The organism is Pseudoalteromonas sp. CO348 (genome assembly GCF_004208845.1).
Classification (GTDB): domain Bacteria; phylum Pseudomonadota; class Gammaproteobacteria; order Enterobacterales; family Alteromonadaceae; genus Pseudoalteromonas; species Pseudoalteromonas maricaloris.
Genome location: NZ_SGPI01000039.1, coordinates 81,919 through 106,854 on the forward strand (window position 1 = coordinate 81,919; position 24,936 = coordinate 106,854).

The 24,936-nt window shown below is 42.0% G+C and carries 20 protein-coding genes; 5 read left to right on the forward strand and 15 right to left on the reverse strand.

The window, feature by feature from the left end:
• Positions 1-97: 97 nt before the first annotated feature.
• The 10 genes from EXT48_RS20250 to EXT48_RS20295 all read right to left on the reverse strand — a co-directional run bounded on the left by EXT48_RS20250 (position 98) and on the right by EXT48_RS20295 (position 12,017).
• Positions 98-1,408 (reverse strand): lipopolysaccharide assembly protein LapB, encoded by a 1,311-nt coding sequence (locus tag EXT48_RS20250; RefSeq protein ID WP_069019192.1) that lies wholly within the window; start codon positions 1,406-1,408, stop codon positions 98-100.
• Between the two features lie 21 nt (positions 1,409-1,429).
• Complete coding sequence (locus EXT48_RS20255; protein WP_010378710.1) at positions 1,430-2,035, reverse strand: energy transducer TonB; 606 nt, start codon at positions 2,033-2,035, stop codon at positions 1,430-1,432.
• A 9-nt stretch (positions 2,036-2,044) separates the two neighbouring features.
• The gene (locus EXT48_RS20260) at positions 2,045-2,455 is read right to left on the reverse strand and encodes a biopolymer transporter ExbD (RefSeq protein WP_010378708.1); all 411 of its coding nucleotides are present in this window, start codon (positions 2,453-2,455) and stop codon (positions 2,045-2,047) included.
• Positions 2,456-2,477: 22 nt separating this feature from the next.
• Entirely contained in the window at positions 2,478-3,005 is a 528-nt protein-coding gene (locus EXT48_RS20265; RefSeq protein ID WP_010378705.1) for a MotA/TolQ/ExbB proton channel family protein, read from the reverse strand.
• A 2-nt stretch (positions 3,006-3,007) separates the two neighbouring features.
• A complete protein-coding gene (locus tag EXT48_RS20270; protein ID WP_010605502.1) occupies positions 3,008-4,375 on the reverse strand; it encodes a MotA/TolQ/ExbB proton channel family protein in 1,368 nt (455 codons plus the stop codon).
• Between the two features lie 14 nt (positions 4,376-4,389).
• Positions 4,390-5,139, reverse strand: coding sequence for a DUF3450 domain-containing protein (locus tag EXT48_RS20275; protein ID WP_069019190.1), 750 nt, complete (start codon positions 5,137-5,139; stop codon positions 4,390-4,392).
• 249 nt (positions 5,140-5,388) lie between these two features.
• A complete protein-coding gene (locus EXT48_RS20280; protein ID WP_130165666.1) occupies positions 5,389-7,278 on the reverse strand; it encodes a methyl-accepting chemotaxis protein in 1,890 nt (629 codons plus the stop codon).
• Positions 7,279-7,475: 197 nt separating this feature from the next.
• Positions 7,476-8,243: a basic secretory protein-like protein gene (locus tag EXT48_RS20285; RefSeq protein ID WP_130165556.1), complete on the reverse strand. Its 768-nt coding sequence runs from the start codon at positions 8,241-8,243 to the stop codon at positions 7,476-7,478.
• Positions 8,243-10,597 (reverse strand): GH92 family glycosyl hydrolase, encoded by a 2,355-nt coding sequence (locus EXT48_RS20290; protein WP_130165557.1) that lies wholly within the window; start codon positions 10,595-10,597, stop codon positions 8,243-8,245. The genes EXT48_RS20285 and EXT48_RS20290 overlap by 1 nt, the downstream gene beginning before the upstream one ends.
• Positions 10,598-10,742: 145 nt before the next feature.
• On the reverse strand, positions 10,743-12,017 hold the full coding sequence (locus EXT48_RS20295; RefSeq protein ID WP_130165558.1) for a sugar MFS transporter: 1,275 nt from the start codon (positions 12,015-12,017) through the stop codon (positions 10,743-10,745).
• Positions 12,018-12,148: 131 nt separating this feature from the next.
• Here EXT48_RS20295 and EXT48_RS20300 point away from each other — a divergent pair, with 131 nt between their 5' ends.
• Positions 12,149-13,330 (forward strand): AGE family epimerase/isomerase, encoded by a 1,182-nt coding sequence (locus EXT48_RS20300; protein WP_130165559.1) that lies wholly within the window; start codon positions 12,149-12,151, stop codon positions 13,328-13,330.
• 1 nt (position 13,331) lies between these two features.
• On the forward strand, positions 13,332-14,285 hold the full coding sequence (locus tag EXT48_RS20305) for a carbohydrate kinase (protein ID WP_130165560.1): 954 nt from the start codon (positions 13,332-13,334) through the stop codon (positions 14,283-14,285).
• Positions 14,286-14,348: 63 nt separating this feature from the next.
• Here the strand turns inward: EXT48_RS20305 and EXT48_RS20310 are convergent, their stop codons facing one another.
• On the reverse strand, positions 14,349-14,843 hold the full coding sequence (locus tag EXT48_RS20310) for a YcgN family cysteine cluster protein (protein WP_130127451.1): 495 nt from the start codon (positions 14,841-14,843) through the stop codon (positions 14,349-14,351).
• Between the two features lie 242 nt (positions 14,844-15,085).
• On the opposite strand from EXT48_RS20310, the gene EXT48_RS20315 reads away from it, so the two are divergent.
• On the forward strand, positions 15,086-16,822 hold the full coding sequence (locus tag EXT48_RS20315; protein ID WP_130165561.1) for a diguanylate cyclase: 1,737 nt from the start codon (positions 15,086-15,088) through the stop codon (positions 16,820-16,822).
• A gap of 246 nt (positions 16,823-17,068) precedes the next feature.
• On the opposite strand, the gene EXT48_RS20320 is transcribed toward EXT48_RS20315, so the two are convergent.
• A complete protein-coding gene (locus EXT48_RS20320) occupies positions 17,069-18,979 on the reverse strand; it encodes a sensor histidine kinase (protein WP_240703415.1) in 1,911 nt (636 codons plus the stop codon).
• Positions 18,980-19,307: 328 nt separating this feature from the next.
• Here EXT48_RS20320 and EXT48_RS20325 point away from each other — a divergent pair, with 328 nt between their 5' ends.
• Positions 19,308-20,447, forward strand: a complete 1,140-nt coding sequence (locus tag EXT48_RS20325; RefSeq protein ID WP_069019181.1) for a Na/Pi symporter — start codon at positions 19,308-19,310, stop codon at positions 20,445-20,447.
• A 136-nt stretch (positions 20,448-20,583) separates the two neighbouring features.
• Positions 20,584-21,063 (forward strand): hypothetical protein, encoded by a 480-nt coding sequence (locus EXT48_RS20330; RefSeq protein WP_039495325.1) that lies wholly within the window; start codon positions 20,584-20,586, stop codon positions 21,061-21,063.
• 3 nt (positions 21,064-21,066) lie between these two features.
• Here EXT48_RS20330 and EXT48_RS20335 read toward each other — a convergent pair whose 3' ends face one another.
• Genes EXT48_RS20335 through EXT48_RS20345 form a run of 3 tightly spaced genes read right to left on the reverse strand, consistent with a single transcriptional unit; the run spans position 21,067 to position 24,923 of the window.
• Positions 21,067-22,230, reverse strand: coding sequence for an anhydro-N-acetylmuramic acid kinase (locus tag EXT48_RS20335; RefSeq protein ID WP_130165563.1), 1,164 nt, complete (start codon positions 22,228-22,230; stop codon positions 21,067-21,069).
• Positions 22,231-24,165: an ATP-dependent DNA helicase RecQ gene (locus tag EXT48_RS20340; RefSeq protein WP_130165564.1), complete on the reverse strand. Its 1,935-nt coding sequence runs from the start codon at positions 24,163-24,165 to the stop codon at positions 22,231-22,233. It lies immediately after the preceding gene.
• Positions 24,162-24,923: an ABC transporter substrate-binding protein gene (locus EXT48_RS20345; RefSeq protein WP_130165565.1), complete on the reverse strand. Its 762-nt coding sequence runs from the start codon at positions 24,921-24,923 to the stop codon at positions 24,162-24,164. Before EXT48_RS20345 ends, EXT48_RS20340 begins: the two co-directional genes overlap by 4 nt.
• Positions 24,924-24,936: the final 13 nt, after the last annotated feature.

Genomic DNA, 24,936 nt, shown 5'->3' on the forward strand with positions numbered 1-24,936 from the left:
ACAAAATAATTGTAATTAAATCTTCATAATAAAAATTGGAACTTTTAAAAATAAAAAAACCGCCCGAAGGCGGCTTTGGTGTTGCGATTATAAAATATTATAATAAAGCTTGTTTTAATGTTTCAGCATGAACTTTTTCTCGCTTCACATATTTAATCCATTGTTTAGCGAGGTTTGCTGATTTTTTGTGCTTTTCAGCTTGTTCGAATGCCAATATAGAAGCATCAAAGTTTTGCAGGTTAAACTGTGCCATTCCAAGTGCAACATAGGCGTTAGACTCAAACGTTAAATCGCCTTTATTGAGAGCAAGTCGGGCGTGATCTGCGGCTTCATCATACTTTTCAAGATTTAAGTAGATCTCTGCAAGTCTTTGATCTAAATTACCATGTTCAACTTTTTCAGTTGCTGCTAGGAAGAAAGGTAGTGACTTTTTATCTTCTCTTGCTTGAACGAAAGCTTCTGCGATAAAAGTTAGGTTTTTGGCGCTGTCTTCAACGACACCTGCTTTTATTCCGTTATCGAGTGCTTCCGCTGCTTTAAAAGGCAAGGCGTTCATTAAATAGACTTGAGCAAGTTGCATATAATCAGATTTTGATTTTATAAAGCCCCTTTGCTTCGCAGTTTCAAATGTTGCAAGCTGTTTTTTCTCGGCACCTATCTCACCGTACATACCACCAAGCTGGACCCAGTATTGTGGTTTGTCATAAAGAGTAACCATTTTCTCTAAAACATCCGCTACTTTTTTCGGCTGATTTAATGAGTAATATATCGCACGTTGAAGAACTAACCAGTTTTCTTTAGGTAGTTCACCGTCGGCTTCAACTAAATCAATCGCAGTATTTATGTTGTTTATCGCATCATTATATTTTTTTAGTTGATATTGTGCTTGCGCCTTTAAAATATAAAAGTTGCTTTTTGGGGCCTGCGTATTAACTTCTTTCCACTGATCAAGGAATGATAATGTACTTTCAAAATCATTGTTTGCCATGGCCAATTGAGCCAAGCTAAATGTCGTAGAAAGACGCAGGGACTCAGGAATAGATTCTTCCGCAATAACTGCTTTGAAAGATTCGATTGCCTTGTCGAGCTTGTTTTCGTTGTAATAAATAAAGCCATAGAAGTTATACATCATTGCCACTTCGTAGCTATTCATACTCGAAACGCGTTCTTTCACCGAATCTAATGCGGCGAGGCCTTCTGCAACTTGCCCATCGTCTGCAAGTTTTTGCGCGCGGGCCAGTTGACTATACACTTTTTCGCGTAGCGCGGGCACACGCTTGGTTTTAGTTTCTGAGTCAGCATAAGCCGTTGCCAAATTAACATTTGGTATGACCGAAATGAGACTCGGCGCTATTAAACCTGTGCTAAATAACGCACTTATTAACGTAATTTTTTTAAACATTTTCATAATCGCAATCCTTAATGACGGTTAGCCATTAATTTGAAATGAAATCTTATTTTGAACACCCGCAACTTCAACCGGTTCACCGTTTACTACGCGAGGTTTGTATTTAAATTTCAATGCCGCATCAAGCGCTGCTTGGTCGAAGATTGATTCCGGTTCGGCGCTTACTACAACAGGGTTTCTCACAGTGCCTTGTTTAGTTACAATGAACTCAACAATCACATACCCCTCAATTCCGCGTGATAACGCACGTCTTGGATATACCGGTGCAACTTTAACGATTGGCAGATATTCACCATCACTGGACTCAAGTGCTAAACCACCCGCCAAATCTACGTCAGCGTCCACATTGGCACTGAAATCAAAGTTGCCGCCTGTTGCGTCAAGATTGTTATTCTGTGTTTGTGGTGCATCCATTGGTGGAGGCGGCTCTTTAGGTGTTGGTGGCTTTTGTGGCTTACGCTCTTTTTTCTCCACCGTCTCTTCTTTTTTAAGACGGACGAAATCTAGTACTTGTCCTTTTACAGGATCTGTCATTGCTCCTTCCCCTCCTTGGATAAGCGCTTGCATACCCAAGAAAAGGAAAAAGGTAACTATGCCTGCAATTACTAAAGCAATTAAGTAACGCATGGTATGTTCCTATGACTCCTGTGCGGCAATCGAAACATCAAATGCGCCAGCTGCGCGTGATGCATCCATTACTTTAATTAGCGTGTCAGTAGTTGCCTTTTTATCAGCCTGAATAACCACACTACCCTGCGGATTCTCCGCTTTAAGACGCTCAATATTTGCTTGAACTGCACGGATGTCTACTTGGCGTTTGTTAATCCAAATTTCACCAGTATCTGAAATTGCAACCAGGATATTGGCTCTTTGCTTTTTAACTGCAGTGGCCGCTTCAGGGCGGTTAACATCAATACCCGCTTCTTTAACGAAAGAGGCCGTTACAATAAAGAAGATAAGCATGATAAATACAACGTCCAGCATTGGCGTCATGTTGATTTCTTCTGCTTCTTCTTCTTGGAATACTTTTGCAAGTGGTGCTCTCATAATTCTTTCCTCACACGACCGCTTAATGGTCTAGTAGCATTTTATCTTCTAACAACTCAACTTCACGCTTGGCTTTACGCTGAAGGTAGGTCGATGCAAATACACCCGAAAGCGCGCCAACCATGCCTGCCATTGTTGGGATAGTTGCTTTTGATACCCCAGATGCCATAGAGCGTGCACTGCCTGATCCGGTGATCGCCATTACATCAAATACTTCAATCATGCCAGTTACCGTGCCTAGGAGTCCTAGTAAAGGACACAGTGCCACCATGACATTGATATATGGTAAGTTGGCGTTGAGTTTGATCCCCACGCGAGAGATAGTTGCTTGCCTTATCTGCTCTGCGTTCCAACTGTTACGCTCATTTCGAGAGTTCCATGCTTGTAGGACTTCGTTTTTGTAGCCTCTGTATTTACCGAACACAAACATGAAGCGCTCGAGAATAAGTAGCCACATGGCGAAGGTTACGAAGCCGATGACCAGGAGAACCTGGCCACCTGTATCAAGGAATTCACGTAAAGCGTTAATTGCATCAAGCAATAAAACCACGATTACGCTCCTTTCTCGCTACGCTCTGCAATGATCCCCGCGCTCTGCTCTTGAAGAATAAGGAGCAAGTTACGAGAACGTGTGTTTAGTAGTGTGTAAAGGAATACGGTTGGGATAGCGACAACCAGGCCAAGTACGGTGGTTACAAGGGCCTGAGAAATACCACCAGCCATGAGTTTAGGGTCGCCCGTACCAAACAAGGTAATTGCTTGGAAGGTGTTGATCATACCGGTCACTGTACCTAGTAGACCAAGTAGAGGTGCTACGACTGAAATAATTTTGATTAAAGTCAGGTTACGAGTGATCTTTGGCATCTCACGAAGGATTGCTTCGCTTAACTTAAGTTCTAGCGTATCGTAAGCTACATCTGGGTATTGCTCCTTCACTTTCATCACACGACCTAGCGGGTTGTCGTCACGGGCAACACTATCTTTAAGCTGACGGTTGATTTTAGAACCCATCAACATGAGTGATACAAAACGCTCAATTGCAATAAGTAGTGCGAGTAAACCAACACCTAGGATCACATAACCTACCGCGCCACCTTGGTGTACTTGTTCCTCGGTATTTGGCGCTTGTACTAGTAGACCGAGAATTGAGCCGCCTGTTGGGTCAAGGGCAAAATCAACAGAACCTGTCTTCGCATTTTGTAATTCACCCGCTGTTGAGGTGAAACGAGACGCTGGCTGACGAGTCAGTTCAGAAAGTGTTTGTGTATCGTTGTTGTAAGTCAGGTATTTACCATCAGCGATTAAGTTGAATGCACCAACGCGAAGCACTTCTTTATTTTGCTTGGCACCACCGGCTACGATAACTTCGGTATTAAAGCGCGATACTTTACCTTGTTCTGTCATTTCACGTTGCATCTCAAACCAGACTTTTTCAATGTCTTCGATTGATGCTAGACGCGATGTTGAGCCCATCTTTTTCGCAAGCTCAGTCATGTAATCATCACGACCTTTAATTTCAGCTGATACAACCGAAGTTGCGAACTTATTTGAACTATCGCCAGCTACTTGTTGAAGCACACCGAATAGCTCTTTTAATGTACCCATACGCTTGCTAAGCGTGTCACTTAGGTTGGCCAGTTTAATTTCGTTTTCTTCGAAATTGGTTTCTAGACGTTCAGATTTAGCCAACGCTTGGTTACGTTCACCTGTCAACGCATTCAACATTTGGATTTGGTTGTTTTGCTGCGCTTTGAACTCGGCTTCACGTTGTTTGTTTTGCGCTGTTTGTGCCGTTTGCCCTTGCTCTAAGGTTTTAAGTAGTGAATCTAAATCTAATGCTTGTTCAGCATGCGCAGATGCGGTTAACGCAAGTGTTGTTGCGAAAATAGCGTGTTTAGTGAATTTTTGTACGAATTTCATAGTGGTCTCACCTATTACTCTGCAGCCTGAACTGGAAGCGTTAACATGTCAGGTGCTAACTGCTTACGTGCGATGCGAATGCCTTTATTGATTTGGCTGATGTTGGTATCTGGTAATGTGTCAAAAGCGTTACTGTCTTTGTTCCAAAAACCAGCTTGGCTGCCATCTTTTGTGACATAAAGTAGCTCAAGGCGACCAATTCGTAGGAAGTCTACTTCACGTTCTTGTCCATTCACGTCAAGTAATGAGGTATAAGCTTCGATAGTACGTCCGTAGTCCACTTCAACTTGGTAAGCTTCAAGTACGCGGCGGAACTTCTCGCTTGATGAAATATCAGCACGGTCCATCAAGTTAGTTAACTGAGTAATACGCTCAGCACGCTCTTTGGGAAGGAAAGGCACATCTAATTCAACGAACTGTTTCAGACCTGTGATCATGCGCATCATGAGAGGTGTGATTTGACGCTCGATCACCGAAACCTGATCCATAGAGGTGTTAATTGCCGCCATTTCTTCAAGTTGGTTTTTGATTTGTTTTTCTAATTGAGCGTTGTAAACAGATAGGCCGTCGATTTCTTTGTTCAACGTCTTGAACTTTTGCAAACGAGACTGCATATCGTCTGCAATACCATCGATTTTCCCTTGAGACTTTAATGCAGATTCATTGATAGCTGCACTTTTGTCCATCGCTTGATTTAATTCTGTTGCTCCGGCAGAGGCCGTTGCTAGCATACCTGCTATAAGCAAGTGGTTAACGCACTTCATCGCATACACCTTATAAATTATTGCTAGTTGCTAAAAAACTGGGTGCAGTCTAATTACGAAAAATGACAACCATGTTGCGCAACTAATACACAAATATGACAGCTGTCATTGAAATTACATTAATCAATTAACTTGTTGGTTTTAATGGGATTTTGTTGGTTAATGAGATGTTGCAGGTGTTTTGTGTCATAAAAGGATCACAAAAAAGCCGCTTTTGTTAAGCGGCTTTTAAGCATTATTGGAATGGCGTTAGACTCTAAACTTGAGCACCATTTGTTCTAATTCGTCGAACTGTAATTTCAATGACTTACACTCTTCAAGGGTTGCGGTTAGGTTATTACTGCCTTGCAGGCTGAGGTCACTAATATGATGAATGTCGCTATCTAATGTTTGGATAACGGTGTTTTGCTGGTGTGTGGCGCTGGCAACTGCATGGTTAACGCCGTCTATGGCATCAATCGAATTGCTCACCTCTTGCATTTTAGTACCAGAAGCATTGGCTCTATCGGCGCTTCTTGCTGAGTCTTCTAAACTTGCTTTCATTACAGCTACAGCTGAAGCCGAGCCTTGTTGTAGCTGAGCAATAGTGCTTTCGATTTCTTGCGTTGACTCTTGCGTGCGCTGTGCCAATTGCCTTACTTCATCGGCAACGACAGCGAATCCACGTCCGGCCTCACCTGCCCTAGCGGCTTCAATGGCTGCATTTAATGCCAGTAAGTTGGTTTGTTCGCTAACTCCTTTGATCACTTCAAGTACTTGCCCTATGCTGCCTGAGAGTTTATCTAACCCGTCCAGCGTGTCTTGTGCCTGAGACATTTTTTGTGTCAGTGAAGCGATTTCTTCGATATTTTGAGTGAGTGAATGTTGGCTTTCAACCGAAAGCTTGTTGGCATTACTGGCAAGTTCTGAAGCATGGGTTGCATTGTTTGAGATCTCTTGTGCACTTGAAGAAAGTTCGTTGATGGCTGTCGCGACGCTATCGGTGCGCTTGGACTGATCTGTATACATAGATAAGGTATCTTGCGTTTGTGCAACCAAACTATTCACCACGTTTTCAAGTGTTACTGTAGTATTTTTTACCTGCGTAATTGAGGCATGAATTTTGTCGATAAACAGGTTGAAATAATCGGATAACTCGCCAAATTCATCTTGGTTCTCTACGACTAATCTACGAGTAAGGTCACCTTCACCTTGGGCGATGTCTTTGATGGCTGCGTTGAGATTGTACATCGGGCGCATCAGATACTTGAGCAATAGTTGTAGCATCACCACAATCGCAATAACGCCAAGTAGCATATAGATAGCAGCCATATTTCTAAAAGAAGATACGGACGAATAGGCAATTTCTTTATTAATGACAACGCCAAGATACCAGTCGACATTTTTGATGCCTTTCATTTTTACAAATGAAACGAGCTTTTCTGTGCCATCAATTTCAAGCTCCGTGAAATCCCGATTTAATGACAGGCGTTTACCAAACAGCTCTGACATCGGCTTGTCATTAAGTTTAGTATCTGGATGACTGAGTATTTTACCACTTTCATCAAGTAAAAAACCGTAACCAAACCCTAAAAAGTCAATTTCGTTGATGATTTTTGTGATGGTTGACATGTCAATGTCCCCCCCAGCCACACCTGCAAATCGGCCTCCCTGTTTCACCGGTACAACGGCAGAAATAGTGAATTCGTTGGTGGTAACGTCAATATAGGGTGCGGTAAATGCGGTATCTTGTTTTTGCTCCGCGAGCTTGTACCAAGGGCGGCTAGTCGCATCAAAATCAGCAGGAAGTTGGATACTTGGATCATCCAAAACAAATGTACCATCTGGCGTGCCAATGAAAACATTTTTGAAATCCCCCGCAGTGTCTGCGGTTTTTAACCGTCTTCTTATCTGTTCAGTGGAGTCATCAGCTCTATGTCCATCAGCAATCGAGACCACGATTTCAAGTCTGTCATTGAGCCAATTGGCGATATTTTGTGAAACCGAGCTGGAAATCTCTTGTAAAACCAAGGTAAGCCGAGCTTGAGTTTGGTCTCGCATAACGAGAAAGTTGTTTACGGTAAATAAGCCGAGCACAATCACTAACACAAGGGAGGCTGCTACGGTTACTTTGGTGGTGAACTTTAGCGCTTTAAACATCATGATCCTGTTGAACTTGTTCTTTTCTTCAGCCAAACAAAAAACTCGTTGGCCGATTGTTATTAATAGATTTAGGAATTGGATTCCTTTGTAACTATTTTTATCAAAAACTCAAAGGTTTGTCTTTGATTATCGGCAGGAAATAAGAGAGGTTTAGAGTGAATGTTAAATAAAGGTGAGACTACGCTCACCTTGTGTTAAAGTAACGACGCTTGATAACGTCGCCAAGCAGTATCTAATTTAACACCTGCTGACTGCTCGAAGTATTGCCAGTCCCACTTTATGTCGTCATATGGGTCCAACTGAGCATTGATCTCCTGAAGTAGGTCTCGATTACTTTGCTTCGATAACCAATCGATAAAGAATGCAGTATTTTTATAGCCATCTTTATAATTGCCACCAGGATTTTGGATGTCATCAGGAATATATCCAGCTTTTAGTCTAACAACATCCGCTATTCCCTCAATGATTGGCCCTATTTCCTTGTAATTATGATCATCTAGTTGATAAGCATGGGCAATTTCATGATAGAGAATACCGATAAGTTCGTCGACTGATTCTGTTTCGCTGTGCGATTTAGAAAAGTTTTCCATGTAGTTTGCGCTGATATGGATTGTTGCGCCGTTAAAATCGCCCTCTTTATATGCAACCCCTTTTAGGTCTTCAAAGACGATATGGAGTGTAGGTAGTTTAGGCGCCATTCTCATATCTTTATACAGTAATCTAGCCACGTTATAACTTATCTGCTCTATTACTTTGTTATCAATTTCTTGCCATGCGAAATGGTTAATTTTAGTTGTTTTGCTGAGCGAGACGGCAGGCAGGGGAAATTGACGCCATGCTAAGTCTGACTGAAAAGCGATCGGTTTTAATTGCGCTGCGGCATTATCGATGTCATTTGCAAGTGCGAATGGCGCACTTGCAAATGTGGTCATAGCCGCAAGAAATATTCCTGCTTTAACCATTATTTATACTCCGACAATGAAGGCGGTCTTTGCGTTTTGGATTGACCCCACGCTTTATTAGGCTTGCTGGACATTTGATACTCCAATGTACCACCATTCATAATGTCGTTATGTGTGATATAACTACGCTTAAGTGGCTTGCCATTCAATTTAACGGATTTGATGTATTTGTTTTTATCACTGAAACCTTTAGCAACGGTTTTAAACGCTTTACCGTTTGCAAGTTTCAATGTAACTTCTGGCACCTGAGGTGCACCAATCGCGTAGCTTAGGTCGCCTGGCGCTACGGGATAAAAGCCCATCGCTGAGAATATATACCAAGCAGACATCTGACCTACATCATCATTACCTGCAAGGCCATCCGGTTTGTCTGAGCTTAAGGTATCCATGATCTGACGAATACGCTCTTGGGTTCTCCACGGTTTACCCGCGTAGTTATATAAATAGGCAATATGATGGCTTGGTTCATTACCATGGGCATAGTTACCAATCAGGCCTGCAATATCTTCGTGCTCTTTGATCATCTCTTCAGAAAGGTGGGTATCAAACAGTGCATCTAGACGTGCTTCAAATGCATCGTCACCACCCATTAATTCAATCAGGCCAGCTACATCATGCGGTACATAGAAGCTATATTGCTTAGCGTTACCTTCGGTGTATGGGCCCATGTATTTTGCTTCAAACGGGTCAAATTCGGGATCCCAGTTTCCTTTTGAATCTAACCCTTGCATGTAACCGGTTTCTTTATTGAACACATTTTTATAGCTCATCGCACGTTGGTAATAGTCTTTCGCTTTACTGGCATTGCCCATCGCTTCATACATTCTTGCGATGGCAAAATCATCGTAAGCATATTCAAGAGTAATAGAAATAGACTCAGGAAGTACGTCCATTGGTACATAGCCAAATTTCTTGTATTCAGGGATGGCGTCATACACTGGATTGTTAGCCGTGTTTTCAATGGCTTCTACTGCTAAATCAATATCGTAATCTCTGATCCCTTTTAGATATGCATCGGCAATGACTGACACCGCATGATAACCAATCATGGTCCATGTTTCGTGGGCATGGAACGACCAAATAGGTAACATTTTTTCATAGCTTTGCTGATAATGTACAAGCATTGATTGGATCATGCCGGATACGCGGTCTGGGTCGATATAAGTGAGTAATGGATGTAATGCACGATAGGTATCCCACAACGAGAATAAGGTATAGTGCTCAAAACCTTTGCCGTCATGAATTTCACCGTCAACGCCTCGATACTGTCCATTGACATCTTGGTAGATATTAGGCGCTTGTAGCGCATGGTAAAGCGCAGTGTAGAACTGACGTTTTTGCGCTTTGGTGCCTTCCACGTCGACTTTATCTAAATAATTTGCCCACTGAGACTTGGCATTTGCGCGAACGTTATCAAAATCCCAACTTGGCACTTCAGTTTTAAGATTCTCTAATGCGTTTTTGCGGCTAACTGCAGAGAGTCCGACCTTCACCAACAGCGGCGTTTCGTCTAGATCATCAAAGCTTGCAACAAACTTAACGGCTTTACCTGCTGTCATTTTTACTGCGGTATTCTCAATCGTAGAGTGTTTGCTGTCTTTTCCTAAGCAATTCATACAACGATAACGGTTGTTGTCTAGATTATAAAACTGATAGTCAGTGATAGGTTTTGAAAACTCAATGGCAAAATACATTTGGCGGTTACGCGCCCAGCCATTAGTTGCACGGTAAGCAACCAATGTGGTGTCGTTTATTTTGCGGATGTCGCTCCAAATCACTTTGTTTTCAAAGTTATAGATTGCTGAGGTCAAATCAAGCAATACATGGCCTTGTTTTGCTTTATTGAAGCTGTATTTATGCATACCCACTCGCGTGGTTGTGGTGACTTCGGCTTTCACACCATAGTCGAGTAAGTCAACGCCATAATAGCCAGGCTCAGACCATTCTTGGTCATGAGAAAAGCGTGAGCGATACCCTATGTCTGGATTTTCAGCGGTACCAGCATCGAGTTTTACTTCGCCTGTCATTGGCATGATCAGCAAGTCGCCAAGATCTGAGTGACCAGTGCCAGAGAAATGCGTGTGGGAGAAACCAACAATAGTATGGTCGTCATAGTGGTAACCGGCGCAGCGCTTGTAGATTTCTGGTTGAGGGGAAACACCGCGCATAGGGTTATCTGTATCTGGGCTTAATTGAACCATACCAAATGGGACGACAGCGCCTGGGAAGGTGTGGCCATCACCGCCAGTACCAATGAAGGTATCGACCCACTGTGTATTTGATTCAGTGGCGTGAACTGTTGCGCTTAACAACACACTTTGTGTGATTGCCAACGCCCAAGTTTTAGCTCGCATTACTCTCTCCTAGTTTTTGTTTTGAATTGGAGCGTTCCAATTTTATTTTATAATACCCTTTATGAATACGTATTCAATACTCTGCGACGAAAAAATTATGCAATAAAAAAGGCGAGCTATGCTCGCCTTGTAAACTTTCGTTAACTTAATTCAGTTTTGCTTGCCACTTTTGCGACAGTTTAACCACGTTTAATCCGTACCATGCGATGTAGACATAACAAAGCAATGGCACAATAAAGCTGATCTGAATATGGAATTTATCCGCAACCACACCTTGAATAAGCGGCACAATAGCACCACCGACAATGGCTAAACACAGCCAGCCAGAACCTTTACTGGTTAGTGAACTCAAGCCTTCAATTGCCATTGAGAAGATTGTCGGAAACATAATGGAGTTAAACAAGCCAATTGCGAGCACGGCAATCATCGCAATGTTGCCACTGGTGCTCATGGTCAATGCCAGTAATAAAATAATAACGACAGCGTTGAAAGCCACTGCTTTTGAAGGTGCAATAGTTTTTAAGGCAGCAGAGCCGACAAAGCGCCCTACCATAGCACCACCCCAGTAGTAACCGATAAGTTTTGCCGCGGCATGCTCTTCAAGTCCTGCGATTTCAGGTTCTGCAAAGTAATTTACAAGGAAACTCCCAATCGCAACCTCTGCACCGACATAGCAGAAGATGGCTACTACCCCCATTACTAAGTGTGGCGCTTCAATTAGGTTATGGTGTTTCGCTTTACAATCGACGGCTTCAGTATGCTCAGCAATAACGGGTAACTTTAAAAACGCGAATACAACGGCGATTGTTAGTAGCGCAGCTGCCAAAATAAGATAAGGTACCTTTACCCCCTCTGCGCTTGCCGCAGCTTCAACGGTTAGCGTACCGGCTGAACCAAACAATAAAAAGCCACCCACGATAGGACCAATCGTGGTACCCAGTGAATTAAGCGCTTGTGCGAGGTTTAAGCGACTTGATGCGGTGCGAGGATGACCGAGTGCTGCTACATAAGGATTCGCTGATACCTGCAAAACAGTGATACCAGATGCAAGCACAAAAAGGGCTGAGAGAAAAATCCAATATTCGTGAACAACAACGGCAGGATAAAACATGATGCAACCAATGGATGCCACGATTAAGCCCGTTAGTACGCCATTTTTATAGCCAAAGCGTTTAACTAAATAACCAGCAGGTAAAGAAATAATAAAGTAGGCACTAAAAAAGCAAAACTGGATCAGCATTGCTTCTGTGTAGTTAAGGTCAAATACGCCTTTTAGTCTTGGAATAAGGACATCGTTTAAAACGGTGATAAATCCCCAAAGGAAAAAAAGCGTTGTCATTGCAATAAGCGGAAGTCGATAATTATTATTCTCGGTATTCCCGCTTGTGACGAAGGTTTGATTTGTATTTATTTCGCTCACAAGTGATACTCCAATCTGTTTTCACCTTGATTCTACACACTGTTACATGAAAATCACAAATGTTTTATTGGATCGTTCCATGTTTTATCTGCTAAAGTAACGGAAATGTTCAGCAGTAGGTTAAAAGTTAGATGAATTTTAGAACAACGCAATTTTTAGAAGCACACATAAAAAAGACGCTCAGCTTTTACGCACCAAATTGCGTGGATGAACGTGGTGGCTTTAATCACTTCTTCAAGGATAATGGCGAGATTTATGATGCGAAAACGCGTCACTTAGTATCAAGCACCCGCTTTGTCTTTAACTATGCTATGGCTTATGACTATTTTAAAGAGCCAGCTGACTTAGATAAGGTTAAGCATGGTATCGATTATTTAGAAACTGTCCATAGACAAGAAAGTGGCGGCTATGCGTGGCTGCTTGAAGGCGAAAATGTTGTAGATGGCACTAACCATTGTTATGGCCTCGCCTTTGTTTTATTGGCTCATGCCTGCGCGCTTAAGGTTGGTTTGTCGGACAGCAAGTCTGCAATCGAGCGAGTATGGCAGCTGTTAGAAGAGAAGTACTTTGAGCCTGAGTTTGGGCTCTATAAAGATGAATTCGATGCGGACTTTAATCAGGCAAATAAGTACCGTGGTCAAAATGCCAATATGCATACCTGCGAAGCGCTAATTGCTTGCTTTGAAGCAACGCAGGATGAAAAGTTTTTACAGCGTGCATATTTGCTTGCCGACAATATGGTAAATCGTCAAGCGGCTAAGGCTGAGGGGCTGATTTGGGAGCACTATGATAGTCAATGGCAAGTCGACCTTGAGTATAACAAAGACGATCCCAAACACTTATTCAGACCTTGGGGATTTCAGCCAGGTCATCAAACTGAGTGGTCAAAATTATTATTGCTGATTAACCGCTACATGCCAAAGTCATGGCTTGTGGAAAAAGCCGTGCACTTGTTTGATGAGTCATTAAAAGCTGCTTGGGATAGTGAATTCGGCGGAATTTGCTACGGTTTTGCGCCGGATAAGTCAGTTTGCGACGATGACAAGTACTTTTGGGTTCAGGCGGAGTCATTCGCTGCGGCTGCGCTACTAGCACTTGAAACTGGTGATGAAAAATATTGGCAGTGGTACGACAGAATTTGGCAATATGCTTGGGATAACTTCGTCGACCATGAATACGGTGCTTGGTATCGTATTTTGAATAACAAGAACGAAAAGTACAGTGATGAAAAAAGCCCGGCGGGCAAGACCGATTATCACACCATGGGCGCGTGTTACGAAGTCCTGCGTTCAATGAAGTTAAAAGGCGAATAACATGGCACTTGTTTGTTTTGGTGAGGCGTTGATTGATTTTTTATCGGATGGCAAAACACCAGAATCATTTACTAAATATGCAGGCGGCGCGCCTGCAAATGTGGCAGTAGCTGCGGCAAAGCAAGGCGTTGATGCGTATTTTTGCGGCATGTTAGGCAATGACATGTTCGGCCAGTTTTTAGCTGAAGAGCTACAGGCTAATGGCGTAAATACCCGTTACCTCGAGTATACAGATAAAGCCAAAACGGCATTGGCATTTGTTTCTCTTGATAAACAAGGTGAAAGAAGCTTTAGTTTTTATCGGCCACCAGCGGCGGATTTGTTGTTCAGGCAAACACATTTTTCTGAGGATATGTTTACAGAGCATTCTGTCTTACATATATGCAGTAACAGTCTTACTGAAGAGAATATCTACAAAACCACGGTTTATGCGCTCGAGTATGCGCGTGCAAACAACATGCTTGTTAGTTTTGATATGAACCTCAGGTCGAACCTGTGGAGTTCGACTACGCATATTCTTGATAGAATTTGGCATTGTATCGCGCTAAGTGATGTCGTTAAACTCTCACGCGAAGAATTGGAATACTTGAACGCGAATAGTCATGCGGGTAAAACCGAAGCGCAAACCATAGCCGCAGTTATGGATAAGCAAACTCAATTGTTATTAATAACCGACGGCGCAAACCCCGTTGAGATTTATCTACCAAATGATAGTGCTAAAGTTGCTGCGCCAAATGTTGTTGCTGTGGATACCACGGCTGCGGGGGATGCGTTTGTCGGGGGGTTACTTGCTGAGATCATTCGAAAGTTTAAACCTACCCAAGATACTGAGTTTGTCATCTCACTGGATGAGGCAAAAGACTTAGTCGCGTATGCTGCGAAATGTGGTGCATTTGCCGTTCAACGCTACGGTGCATTTGCCGCGTTGCCGTCTAAAGGCGATATTGGCGAATAGTAGCCTTTTTTCTAGGATAGATGCATGCTCTACCGCAAAGCATTTATCCTAGTCCTTGTTTCTTTAGTCGCAGTCTTTGTGGGGCCACTCTACAATATGCGCTTCAAAATCAGACTCTAAGTCTACCTCCAGCTCTGAGGTTGCCTTACCAAAAATACTGATCCCCGCATCTATCATGGCTTGTTTGGAACCATTATTTCTAAGAGGATGCCAGCTTGCCAGTCCCCTGCCCTCATGAAGTCGTCGATAACTACAACTGTTTGGCATAAAAAAGATATCTTTGAGGTTTTCTTTGGTTAGCTGTACGCAAGACGGAACTAGAACTTGCCTTTCGCTGTAGCGGCTACAACTACAGCTATTTTTATCGTTATATTGGCAAACAACATCAGTGTAGAGTAACTCTTCACCTTCGCGTAAAAAGTCGGTGCTTTCAAATGATTCATCTTCCTCATCGCTGTCGATAAAAGAGTGTAAACAGCATTTACCACAGCCATCACAAATCGCTTCCCACTCATCTCTAGTCATTTCTTCGAGTGTTTTTTCTTGCCAAAAGCTCATTACTTTGCCCCTTCATTACGCTTTTTTGCATCATATTTGATTTGTGACGTTGGAATCGATCACATCAAACAAGCGGCGCATTCTATAGGATAGTTGAACGTAATTCAAAATTGGCGAACTATTTATGGCTGACTATGATTAAAGTACTATTTTTATTTCATAATCTTCGGCGAGAGCGCTATTTGTCTGTGATTATGGGACGTAGCGAGGGTGGGTGATTGAGGCAAAGGTACGTCTTTTTATTGTTTGTACTCCTGTTGTCTCTGTTTAGTCAAGTGGTAGCTGCTGGCAAAGAGACGTTGCAACTAGAGTACGTGGCTTCAAATGCTAAAATTGTCGACATCATAAATAACCCAAGTATCCATTGGCAAACTACCGATGATAAAGTGCTGAACTTAGGTTATTCCAACCTAAGTTACTGGGTACGTACGTCGTTAAATATTGATGAAAAAGAAGGGCCTTATTTACTTGAGATAGCCTATCCGGTGCTGGATCAGCTTGATGTTTACATGCTACAAGAAGGCAATATATTTGTTCATCAGCAATTAGGAGATAAACAACCTTTCGTTGACCGCCCTTTTGCGCATGAGCATTTTATCATACCGCTCCCAAACGGCACGCATGGTAAGGTAGCACTATACATTAAAGTACGCTCATCCAGTGCGCTGCAACTTCCCGTGGTACTTTGGACAAACCATGACTTTTTGATAAATGACCAAGTTTTCCGTATCGTGATGGGGATCTACTTTGGTTTGATGGGAATAATGGCAGCTTATAATGTGCTCCTCTATTTTACCATTCGCGAATCCACGTTATTTTACTATGTTTTATACGTTATTTGTTTAGCGCTATTTTCCGCTTGTTTATCAGGTTTTGCCTTCCGATATCTTTGGCCAAATAGTCTTTGGTGGAACGATCAAGCAATCTTGTTTTTTCTTATCAGCTCGGTGTTAACCGGCACTTACTTTGTTATGACATTGCTCGAGATTGGTATTTCTGACAAGTGGCTTTACCTAGGTTGTCGCTTAATTTTGGGATTTGGGTTGGTACTCTTATTTTCTTCTGTGTTTTTTGACTATGCAGTGATGATAAAACTTACCATAACGTATGCCGTATCAGCTTGTATCTGGGGCGTTTTCTGCCGTATTTTACGTTTGGCTGGGAAAAGCCGCTTAGCGACATACTATTCGATTGCTTGGAGCTCAGTGCTCATTGGCGGGATCATTCTTGCGCTAAATAAATTAGATTTAATCAGCCAAACTTGGTTTACCGAAAATGCGCTATTGATAGGTACTGCCATTGAGGTGGCCTGTTTGTCGATAGCAATAGGTGAAAAGCTCAATACCGAGAAAAACAAGCGCTTTCAGGCGCAATTAACGGCGTTCAATGAAATCCAAAAAGTAAATTCTCAATTAGAAAAGACTGTCGCCATCCGAACCCAAGCGCTACAGGAAGCTAACGATAGACTGGAGCTTGCGAGTCGCACCGATGCGCTGACTGGCGTTGCCAATAGGCGAGCGCTAGACGAAGCCTTGCATAGTGAGTGCTCAAGAGCAAAGCGTTTTGAACACGCTCTTAGTGTTATTATGATCGATATCGACTTTTTTAAGCAGGTTAACGATACCTATGGTCACGAAGCGGGAGACGATTGTCTGATTCACATCGGACGTATACTTTGCAATTGTGCTACGAGAGCGGGAGACTTTGTCGCACGGTATGGCGGCGAAGAGTTTTGTATTGTACTTGCGCAAACAGATGGTTCGCAGGCTTTTGACCTTGCAGAGAAGATCAGAATGACATGTGAGGCTAGCCCATTGATAAGCGAAAGCTATTGTATAGAGATGACATTAAGTGCAGGATTACATACTCAGACTAAGCCACCTTACATCGGTAAAGAATTGCTCGCCTCGGCAGACCAGGCGCTTTATTTTGCCAAGCGCAATGGTCGTAACCAAGTGGCAATTTCAGGAGAGTTGTAAAGTTGGTATTCGGCTGTAAATGAATTAGCTAAGTCACCATAGAAAAGGATATAAGATGAAGACACTTCACAGAATCGCTATTTTATTGGCTCTCCTCATTGGTGCAGTAGCTGCTTATAGCTATAGCAGCCACACTGGGATGTTTATTTTTGTGATATTGGGTGTGGCACTTGAAATTGCATTTTGGCTTAAGCTAATACCGCGACGAAATAATAAAACGTGAGCGCGAAAACATACTGTTGTATATCAGCTAAAAGCAGGCACTTTAGTTAACGGAAGCTTGATCTCCATGTTCAACCCGCCTAATAGACTATTAAAGGATTCAATTTGTCCACTGTGAGCTTCTACCACTTTTTTGCACATCGCAAGGCCCATCCCCTTGGATTTACCCGAATTGGTCCTTGCAGATTGTGATTTGTAAAGCGGGTCAAATAGCTGTTGGTGCGCCTCATAGGATAGCGGAGTGCCTGAGTCTTCAATGCGAATGATTAGATTGCTGTCGACGCTAAAGAAACTCATCTTTACTTGGACCTTATCTCCACCATGCTTAATCGCATTACCTAAGATCTCGAGAACGCAGTTAGTGATCGCGTCTAGGTCGATGGTTATCTTTTCTGTACCAGATATTTGATAGTTAACCTCTAATTGCTCCTTATTATCCTTAAATAAGCCGGCAGCCTGAGTATGTACTTGATTTACCAGTTTGCAGATCGTGAAGTCTCTTAGATTAAGCATAGTTGCTAACTTTTCATTGTCAGTGACCAGCATCAATTGATTAATAAAGTGGTTTAGCTCGTCAATTTTATCCATGAGCTTGCCGTAGCTTTCCTGAACATTCTCTACAATATTGTATTGTAGAGATTCAACTTGTACCTTCATCACCGTAAGGGGGGTACGCAGCTCATGAGAGAGATCGGTAAATAAACGTTGTTCTTTCTTTTCTAACGCCTGCTGATTTTGACGGTTGAACTGCTTTTCTGTTTGTACTGTATTCGAGAGTGCATTCACCTGAGTTTGTAGCGTTGATAGCAGATTATTTTGGGCTGACTTATTTTGTTGCGCAAGTGCCAGCGTAAATAACATGACCTCTATTAAGTAGCCAAACTTAATCGCGCTTGATATATGATAAACATTGATAAAACCCGCATACATTGTCCCACCGATAGCAATGAAATTTACAAAGATGACATGATTTAGCAGGCTGAGGGAAAAAGTGACAGAACCAGGAGCACTCTGTTTCAAAGACCAATAGCTGGTATAAAGAAATAGCGGGATGATACTCAAGCTTAATACTAAGTTGTAGTGAACCGATTTTGAATAGATTGCTACTGGGATAAGCAGTAGGTAAGCCGCTAAAAATCCATTATATAAAAGGTGTAAGGTTTTATTTCTATGCTTTAATTGCAGAAATTGTTTGATGAAAAGAAGATGAAACACTGGTACAAAAGTCATCAAACAAGCTGAAAATAAGGTGGCAAATTTGCCTTGTGAAGGCCAAAAATATTGAAATGTGAGCCCTGACATATCCAACACAATAAGCAAAAACAATAGCGTCCAAATACAATAATAAGCGTTGGTCGCGTTGGCATTAAAGTAGAAGTTAACCAATACAATAACAAACACGGCTGCTATGATCCCGCTAAGTGCAGCATTGGTAACCGTACTGGTAAGAACATTACTGTTTAGCTCATTATCATTTATTAACCTAAGGTCAGCGGGGGCATTCGCAAAAGTCTGATAGCGGACAATAAGACTTGCTCCTCCTAAGTGTTCTTTTGATATTGGTAGATATAATTGCGGTGCTTCTACTTCCCTAATATTAAACGCGGTATTCAGGGTGTGCTGCGTTAAAAATGAGACCTCGCCGTTGTTAACCAAAGCAACACTTAGCCAAGGCAATCTAGCAAAACCAAATGCGATGTAATTTCTGCCCTCGGATATAAGCATATTTGGGGTGATCAACGCCCACTGATAAGACTCATTCTTTAGCTCAGGTGCTTGGCTTGAAAGTATCTCTGCAATAGATTGGCTTTCGCGCTCATTTATCCCGAGCGTTGAAGATAATTGCGCAGCATCGACTTCTCCAAAATGGATTGTTAATGGTTCACTTACTCTATGCTCGGCACTAGGCGTAAAGTCAACTGCACCAGCCGCCATAGAAAAAAGCATAAAAATTAACGAGAAAAGTCTTAACATAGTGATATAAGGCACAATAATTATAGTTAAATCCTACTTTTAAATAGTGAAGCAAATGTGGATCAAATTTGGAGAAGTAAACAAATGTAAATGCATCACATAACTAATAATCAGTAAAAACAGCATATTACTACTATTAGTTACCACTGTTTCAAAAAATGCGATGAGAAAATGAGCATACGTGTCGAGTTACATAAAACTGAAATATAACTGTAACAATTGGGTGGTTAAATGCGCGGCTGAAATAAAAGTGTAATGAATGAAGATTACTTACTCTAAGAGCGAAACTATGGTTAATCAATCTCAGACTTCAGCATCAGCTAAACTTTTTAACTGGCTGTCAATCGTATTACTTGTTTACTTAGTCTTAGTCGCAGTTGGCACTGTGAGTGGCGGTTTTAAATTGGCCTCAGGTGGAAGTGAAGGCGCGAAGGAAATCTTCGCATTTGCAACCAATCCAATCGTCGCCCTACTCTTAGGGGCTTTAGCAACTGCATTGGTGCAGTCCTCTTCAACGGTGACTTCTGTTATTGTTGGTCTCGTTGCTGGTGGATTACCTATTAGTATCGCAATTCCTATGGTGATGGGCGCAAATATTGGTACGACTATTACCAACACACTCGTTTCTATCGGCCACATTCGTAGTAAAGAAGAGTTTAGAAGAGCGTTTGCCGCATCCACCGTACATGACTTCTTTAATTTATTAGCCGTTGCTATTTTCCTTCCTTTGGAAATCATGTTTGGCATGTTAGAGAAACTTGCGTCAGGACTAGCCCATGTATTTGTTGGTGATGCTGACTTATCGTTAAAAAGTTACAACTTTATCAAACCACTAGTGAAACCAGCGGTTAGCGTGGTAAAAGATGGTGTTAGCTTCTTAGATTCTACAGCAGCAGGTATTGCCATGGTTGTTATTGGTATCATGATGATCCTGTTCGCTGTGACTTACTTAGGTAAATTACTCAAAAAGGCGTTAGTAGGTAAAGCGAAAGAATTATTACATAGTGCGATAGGCAGAGGCCCTGTTGTAGGTATAAGCTCAGGCGCTTTAGTTACGGTAATGGTACAATCGTCTTCGACAACAACAAGCTTGATGATCCCACTTGCTGGCAGCGGCGTATTTACCACTCGCCAGATATATCCGTTCACTTTAGGTGCAAATATAGGCACTACAATTACCGCTTTGTTAGCAGCAACATCTATCACAGGTCCTGCTGCAGAAGTCGCATTAACGATTGCACTTGTACATGTTATGTTTAACGTTTTTGCGGTAGCACTTATTTACGGGTTACCACTGCTGAGAGAAATCCCACTTCGTCTAGCTGAGAAGTTAGCTGAGATTGGTGCGCAGAATAAACCAGCAGCTTTGGCTTACGTATTAGGTTCGTTCTTTGTATTTCCGGGACTCATTATGCTCGCAGTACGATAAATAAAACGCACAAAGAATGTATTTAAAGCTCGGTATTGCCGAGCTTTGACTTTTTTAGCCTTTGGTTGGTAAGTCATAATTCTGTCATTTAGCTTTGAGATAATTAACATTGTCTTGTAAATAACGAAAGAAAGTAATGAGTAGCAAACCTGGTATTTTTAGTTTTAATGCAGCACAGATCACAAGTTCTATGAGGGGACAGTACCGTGCTGTTCAACCCTATGAGAAACTTAGTCTGCAACCAGGTGAGCAAGGACTTTCTTTGGTGATAGAGTTGCCAATGGATGCGCGTATTGATGACCGAGTTAACGTTGTACTAACAAAGCACGGTGAGCGAAATGCGAAGTGCGAGGTCTCTTTGGTGGTTGATCCGGAGTCTTATCTCACTAAGATTGTAGAAATCAAAGTAAAGCAATCGCTTGATGCAGGTCCTTACTTTATGCAATTGAATCTAGTGGGACTCCACGATTACCTAAAGAATGCGGCTGAGTTTGATATCATTTTGAATGAACGAATTATCGTAAGCGAGCCAGTATCTGAAGCGGTTACAACTCAGACTACCGGCTTCAAACGTATTTTTAACTCGGCGGTCAGCGCTGTATTATCCGTTTTTTAGCGACTATGTTGGTAATGAAATCTTACCCATAGAAAAAGGCAGCGCATCGCTACCACCTGATACGGTTTCATTCGCAAGTAGGGCAAATAAGGCGGCCTCTTTGGCATCAGGGTTGATACCCAGTTGTGAGAAATCCTTGATTAAAACACGGTTATTCAAATAGCTTTCAATTCGCGCCATTAAAAACACATTATGAATTCCACCTCCGCTAACATATAGCTCTAATTCAGTTGTACCAAGCTCGTTCACAGCATCTGCGACAGTGATAGCTGTGAATTCGGTCAGTGTCGTGATGATATCTTCATGATTATAATCTTTTCCGTCCAATGCATGATGCACGAAGGTTTGATTAAATAACTCTTGTCCAGTTGATTTTGGAAGTGGCATATCAAAGAATTCGTGTGACAGTAAGGTTTCGAGAAATGGCAATTGAATTTTTCCACTTGACGCAATCTCACCATTTTCATCAAACGGCAGCCCTAATACGTGGCGACAATATTGGTCTACTAATGTGTTTCCTGGACCGATGTCACTACTCATACTCTGCGCTAGTGCACAATTTTTTGGCAAATAAGTAAGGTTTGAAATACCGCCAATATTGAGTAAAACCCTATCGATACTTGTGTGCGAATATAACAAATAGTCACCATATTGCACGAGAGGGGCTCCCTCATATCCTTTGGCGATATGCTTTTGTCTAAAGTCTGAGATGGTGATGATGTTCGTTTTTGCCGCAATAATATCGCCGTCAACGATCTGCAATGTGCTATTTAATTTTTCAACGTCTGCAAAGGCTTGTTTTGGACAATGGTAAAGTGTTTGTCCATGACTCGCTATTAAATCAACAGTGTCGGCTGCGACTTGCCATTCATTCAAAGCATTATTGATTAGACTTGCATACAACTCGCCTAGCCACGCATTTAATTGACATAACGTTTTAAGACTTACCTGTGATTTAGACGCATGATCACTGAGAAGCTGCTTTTGCGAAGAGTCGTATTCTATCGTGGTAAATTGTTCGACTGTTAGCTGTGTACTTTTCCCGGCACCTTCAATTTTACATAACGCAATATCTAATCCATCCAATGAGGTACCGCTCATAAGTCCGACTATATATTTGGTCTTTTTTTCCGCGATCGTGGCGAGTTTAATAATATCTGTTTTCATTTATAATGCGCGCTCCATGATCAATGCTTTTGCCTGTTCATACTTTACGCCGGACAAGCTGCCAAATCCTTCAAGTTGTCTGAATTTATATTTAGTAAAATAGGGGCAATTTAAGCCTAGTAAAAACAACGTTTTGAGGTGAGTAGAAAAATTTACGCCGCGTTGCGATGCAAACTGCGAAGCGTCTCTTAAAATATTTTGTGTTGTTTCAATATCTAATTCCCGGCTCTCTTGTGCATTGACGATCAAATGCTTACCGCCGCAGACCCCGCAGTGACCGCATTGTTCTGGTGCGTGCATATCGCCGAAGTAGCTGGCAAGCGCTTTGTGATAGCATGAAGTTAGCTGGAAAAATTTGAGTAAATGTCTTAGCCGTGCAAGTTCGCCTTGCTCTTTAATTTGTGATTGCTGGTAGAAAGACTCAACCAGTTCATTGATGTTAACTTGTTGGATAGGCTTTGAATAAACCGACGTATATTTAGCGACTTTTACGTCAATCAGTTGTTGGTTTTGCAAATACTCAACGACTTCTTGGGCTTTAGCCTGTGGGATATTTTGCTCGCTTAATGCTTGATGTGAAAGTAATCCCCATTTCTTTTTGAATTCAAAACACGAAAATAGCTGAGTCAAAAACCGTTGCCGCTCAGGCGAGTACTTGGCTAATATTTTATCTTTGTCTTGGCTGAATGCGATGCTTAGCTCTGCAAAATAGCTGTAGTTTACTTGTAAGTAACCTTGCAGTTCGAGCTGGACAATAAGTGTTTTTAGTACCAATTGATTAATATTGGTTTTATAGGCGAGATCGTATTCATTGAGATGATAATCTGTAGCAGGATCACCGAAAAGTTCATTAAAAAGCAGCGTTAATGACTCTCGCTCTAATGCACTGGCATAAACGAAGTTCTCTAATGTGGCAATTTTTTCATTATTAATTAAAGCAACGCAATGTGCATTCTCGCCATCTCTGCCTGCCCTACCCACCTCTTGGCTATATCCCTCAATAGATTTTGGCATATCATAATGTAGTACCCAGCGAACATCGGGTTTGTCTACACCCATACCAAATGCAATGGTAGCTACAACGATAAGATTAGCTTTCGCTAGAAAATCTGCTTGAATTTGGGCCTTTTTTTCGCTCTGCAATGATGCATGAAAAGCTTCTGCAGGAAAGCCACAAGCAGTTATCATTTTTGCTACTTCTTCTGCTTGCTTTTGCTGCGTGACATAAACGATACCAGCGCCTTTTGCCTTTTTTAAAAAGGCGAGTAAATATTCGTCTTTTTGAGATTCGCTAATATGCGCCGCACTTAAGAATAGATTCTTTCTGTAAAAGCCCGTTCTAATGATATTTTGATCGGATACATCGAATTTACCCGCCATATCGCGTGCAACTTTATTTGTTGCTGTCGCGGTGAGTAATAGCACTTGGTTGATACCAAGTTCATGGCGATATTTGGCCACTTTTAGGTAATCTGGCCTGAAATTATGTCCCCACTCAGAAATACAATGCGCCTCATCAATGACAAGAAAAGAGATATTGCTTTGTGATAACAAGGTACGTGCTTTTTGGCTATTAAGCCGCTCGACTGATATAAAGAGGACTTTAAGTGCATTGTCTCGCACCGCATTTTCTATGCGCAACGTTTCCTCTTTGCTTTGAGTACTGTCAAGACAAGCAGTCGCAACGCCTTTACTTTGTAGGTAATCTCGTTGCTCGTGCATTAGTGCTAATAGTGGTGAAACGACTAAGCACATCCCTTGCTTCAATATTGCTGGTAACTGATAACACAACGACTTGCCTGCACCAGTTGCAAAAATAGCGATTGCACTTTGGCCTTGAAGTATAGATTCAATGACTTCCGATTGCCCCGGGCGAAGTGTCGTATGTCCAAATGTACTTTGTAGTGTTTGAAAGAGTTGCTGCAGTTGAGTCATCCTGAATCTTTTCTATATTTTTCTGAGATATTCGCTATTGTGCCATTTAAATTGGTGATTGCTTCATTAACGCGCTCAATGTCACTACGCTTAAATGCATGACGTCCAAGCATAAAATGTATAGCGTTATCGTTAACTACATAAGGGTGTAGCTGAATGCTTTGGTAGCCTAGCTTGTTGATATAGTAGTAGCCTGCGTCTTCATCTTCAATCAGAAAATCGACGCGGTTTTTAGCCACCATCTCTATTCGCCGGTCTAAGCTCGCGATTTCAAACAACCGCCTGTCGTACCAATCGATTTTTTTTATTTGTTTCACTTCCTCACCGTAGTAGGCTCCAGGATTGGCCGTGAATGTATAGCCTGCAGAAAACAACTCGATTAAGTTGCTATCGAGATCTATTTCCTTGTTAGCGAACAAGCGCATTTTTTCACGCCGATATGGCGAGGAGAAGTAAGCAATTTTTGCTCTATCGACGCTAAAACTTGCGGATGGCAGGACATCAATTAAGCCCTTTTCAAGCTCAGTGATCCCACGAGCCGATGAAGGAAGCTGAATGAACTCGATACAAAACCCTGCTCGTTCAAAAACTGCTCTAGTGATATCTACGTCTATGCCGTAAGGACGAGTGCCATACATAACAAAAGGCGGCCAACTAGAGCCAATGCCGATTTTTAGGGATGACTGATCCGCGCAGTCGGACGCGTAGCTTTTTGGAAAAACTAAAACGAATAATAAAACGGATAGACGAATAAGCACTGCCAGAACTTAT